The sequence below is a fragment of the Actinocrinis puniceicyclus genome (genome assembly GCF_018283645.1).
GTDB classification, from domain to species: Bacteria; Actinomycetota; Actinomycetes; order Streptomycetales; family Catenulisporaceae; genus Actinocrinis; species Actinocrinis puniceicyclus.
In genome coordinates this window covers 1-3766 of the sequence record NZ_JAGSXH010000239.1, presented here as the reverse complement: position 1 = coordinate 3766, position 3766 = coordinate 1, and the positions used below count along the sequence as shown (strand labels likewise).

At 71.1% G+C, this 3766-nt stretch carries 4 protein-coding genes; 3 read left to right on the top strand and 1 reads right to left on the bottom strand.

Annotated elements, in window-relative coordinates; translation table 11 throughout:
- The 3 genes from KGA66_RS28300 to KGA66_RS28290 all read left to right on the top strand — a co-directional run.
- Positions 1-804: ABC transporter permease (locus KGA66_RS28300; RefSeq protein WP_211472540.1), on the top strand; the 804-nt coding region annotated here is incomplete at its 5' end.
- Between the two features lie 66 nt (positions 805-870).
- Positions 871-1986 carry an ABC transporter substrate-binding protein gene (locus KGA66_RS28295; RefSeq protein WP_211472538.1) on the top strand — a complete coding sequence of 372 codons (1116 nt, stop codon included), beginning with the start codon at positions 871-873 and terminating at the stop codon, positions 1984-1986.
- 33 nt (positions 1987-2019) lie between these two features.
- On the top strand, positions 2020-3084 hold the full coding sequence (locus tag KGA66_RS28290) for an LLM class flavin-dependent oxidoreductase (RefSeq protein WP_211472536.1): 1065 nt from the start codon (positions 2020-2022) through the stop codon (positions 3082-3084).
- 190 nt (positions 3085-3274) lie between these two features.
- On the opposite strand, the gene KGA66_RS28285 is transcribed toward KGA66_RS28290, so the two are convergent.
- A partial coding sequence (locus KGA66_RS28285) for a gamma-glutamyltransferase (RefSeq protein WP_211472535.1) occupies positions 3275-3766 on the bottom strand: 492 nt, incomplete at its 5' end.

Sequence of the window (3766 nt, the reverse complement as noted above, 5' to 3'; positions counted from 1 at the left end):
CCCTCCCGCTACAGCCTCCGGCACCCGCGCTCGCGGCTGGCCTGGATCCGGCCCGCGATGTGGCTGCCGGCGGTCGTCATGCTGGGTCTGCTCGGCGGGTTGTGGCAGTGGGCCGCCCAGCGCATGCCCTATCTGCTGCCGCCGCTCGGCGCGGTGGGCGGCACCCTCACCCGCAACCCCGGCTACTACCTGCGCAACGCGGGGATCACGCTCGAGGAGTCGCTCGCGGGACTGGGTATCAGCTTCGTCGCCGCGTTCCTGCTCGCGGTCGTGATCAGCGAGGTCCCGCTGGTGCGCCGGGCGGTGATGCCGATCGCGGTCGTGCTCAACGTCACCCCGTTGGTCGCCATCGCGCCGGCGCTCGTGGTGGCCTTCGGCTTCGGCAACGCACCGAAGATCATCATCACGGCCCTGATCTGTTTCTTCGCGATCCTGATCAACACGGCCACCGGCCTGCGCGCGGTGCCGGCGCCGGTACTCCAGGTCTACCGGACGATGAACGCCTCGCGCCTCGAGATCCTGCTCCACCTGCGTGTGCCGCACGCGCTGCCGTACCTGTTCGCCGCGCTGCGCATCGTCACCCCGCTGTCGGTGATCGGAGCCGTCGTCGCGGAACTGTCCGCCTCCGGTGCGTCCGGCGGGCTCGGCACGGTGATCAGCAACGCATCCTCGATGAACCAGCTCGCGGTGGTCTACGCGGCGATCGGCGCGCTGGCGGCGATGGGCTGCGCGCTGATGCTGGTGATCATCACCACCGAACGCCGCGCCCTGCACTGGCACGAAAGCTCCGTCGACCGCACCTGACGCGCCCGGGAGGACCCCCGGCCGCGACGAGCGGCGCGCTTCGCCCGAAGAGAGAAGGAAGAATCCATGCTCCGACACCACCGGCCCGTGCGCACCGCGACGGCCGCGCTGACCGCGGCCGTCCTGGCCTTCGCCGCCGCGGCCTGCGGCTCATCCGGCGGCTCCCCGGCCGCCGCTTCCGCCACGGCGATCTCGTCCCAGCGCTGCGCCCAGAACAAGGCAGCCGGCCAGATCACCTACCTGTCCGGATACGAGTTCCAGTCCTCGGCCTCGATCCTCGAATACGTCGCCGCCGACAAGCTCGGCTACTTCAAGGACCTGTGCCTCGACGTGCACCTGCAGCCCAGCACCGGCGACACCGCGCAGGGCACGAAGCTGCTGGCCGGCGGCAAGGCACAGATCGGGGCGGTGGCCGAGCAGGACCTGATCCAGGCGCGGGCCAACGGCATCGCCATCGAGGGGGTCTCCTCCTACTCCGACGCCGGTCTCGACATCCTGATGACGAACCCTGACATCACGAGCCTGACCCAGCTCGACGGCAAGATCATCGGCGACAAGGGCTACATGCCGGCCTCGGTGCGCGCGATGCTGGTCAAAGCAGGGGTGAACTGGAACTCGCTGAAGGTTGTCACCGAGGGCTACGACCCGACCGTGCTGCCCCGGCACCAGGGCGGCCTCGAGGCGCTGACCGGCTTCGTGTCCAACGAGCCCAACCAGCTCGCGGACGCCGGCCACAAGGTCACGGTCTGGCAGCCCGTCAAGTACGGCGTCCCCAGCTCGCTCGGCGCCATGGCGGTCAACCCCGCGTTCGCCGCCGCGCACCCGACCGCGGTCCAGGACATGCTGCGCGCGGCCCTGCACGCCTACGCCTACTGCTCAGCCAGCCCGGCGCGCGCCGCCCAGTGCGTCGGCTACGCGGCCGCCCTGTCCGGCCCGACCTACGACACGAAGCTCAACGAGCAGATCTGGAGCACCGAGACCAGGACCGTGGCCGACAACCCGACGCCCGGCCAGCCGCTCGGCGGCATCGACCCGAAGAACGTGACCGCGCTCGGCGACATGCTGCGCGAGTTCTCCATCATCCCGGCGAGCGTCGCCTCCGCGCAGATCTCGTCCTGGTTCGACGATTCGTACATCAAGGCCGACTACAACGGCAACACCCTCATCTGGCCTGCGCCGTAACCGTCAAGAGCCGAACAAAGGGAGGTCCCGCGGATGGGAGCGAAGGAGTACGGCATCTTTCTGCCGATCGGCAACGGCGGCTGGATGGTCTCGACCACGGCCCCGCATCCGGAGGCGAGCTACGCCTGGAACCGGCGCGCCGCGATGCGGGCGGAGGAGATCGGCCTGGACTTCGTGATGTCGATGGCGAAGTGGCGCGGCTTCGGCGGCGCGACCGACCACTGGGGACGCTCCCTGGAGTCGCTGACCCTGATGAGCGCGCTGGCCGAGGCCACCAGCCGGGTGAAGATCTGGGCCAGCGTGCACGCCAACGTCCACAACCCGGCGATCGCCGCGAAGATGGTCACCACCCTGCAGGACGTCAGCGGCGGCCGGGCCGGGATGAACATCGTCAACGGGGCCTACGCGGCCGAGTTCGCGCAGTTCGGTGAGTGGGACCCGGAGCTGAGCCACGCTGACCGGTACGCGATGACCGAGCTGTGGACCGAGGCGGTGCTGCGGCTGTGGACCGAGGACTCGGTGACCATGCGCACCCCGTACTTCACCCTTGAGGGCTGTCAGTCCCGCCCGCACCCGGCCGTGCGCCCGACGATCATCAGCGCCGGCCGGTCCGTCGAGGCGCGCGCGCTCCAGGCCAAGTACGCCGACGGCGCGTTCCTGGCCGGGGACACCCTCGAGGAGATGCGCGGGCTCTCGCGCGACGTGCACGAGCGGGCCGCGGAATACGGCCGGGCGTGTAAGACCTATTCGATGCTCACCGTCGTGCAGGCCGAGACCGGTCAGGCGGCGCGGCGCAAGGTCGAGCAGTGGGGCGCCGGCCTCGACCGCGAGGCGCTGGCACTGATGCGCGCGTCCTGGGGCATCCCGGCGCAGCAGGCGCGCGCGTGGGCCGCCGGCGCGGTCGGCGAGGCCGCGTTCCAGACCCCTTACGTGGCCGGCGACGCCGACACGCTGATCGAGCACATCACCTACATCACCCGGGAGGCGGACCTCGACGGACTGATGCTGATCTTCCCCGAATACGACAAGGACGTGCTGCTGTTCGGGGAGACGGTGCTGCCCGCGCTGCGCGCCCACGACGCGGTCGCGGGCGGGTGAGCGTGCGTTGCCGGCCGAGCCGCGGCCGGCCCCACCGGTAGGCCCGCGAATGGAGTGAGAACAACTCCGCGTGGAGCCCGTCGCGGGCCGGCAGATCGGCGTGCGAGCCGTGCTCGACCGGCGCCCGTGCTCGAGCACGGCGATGCCGTCCGCCGTGCTGACGACCCAGCGGCCGGACAGGCCGCGCGGGTCAGATTCCTGCGGTGAGTCCTTCCTGGCGGCCGTCGTCGAGTCCGTGGATCGACGAGTCGTCGCGCTGGAGCACGCGCACCGCACCGCCGACGCTGGCGCGCACGCGCAGCGTGTGGCCGGCCGCCTGGAGGGCGTCCCGGACTTCGGCGGTCATCGAGGCGTCGACCTGCAGGTGCGGTTTCTGGTCCGCCTCGTTCTTGTCCGCGCCGGGCAGGTAGGTCCACCGCGGCCGGTTCAGCGCGCTCAGCACGTCCACACCGTCGATCAGCAACCCTGCGAGAACCTGCGCGTTCCACTGGCACTGGCCGTCGCCGCCGGGGGTGCCGCCCAGCCACCGCACTCCGGCGGGACTGCTCGCGCTCCAGGCGAAGATGGTGTTGACCGGCCGCCGGCCAGGAGCGGCGCCGTTTCGCTGCCCGGGGACGAGGGTGGCGCTGCGGCCGAGCCGGTTGCACAGCAGCAATCCGAGATCCGCCACCCCGACCCCGGC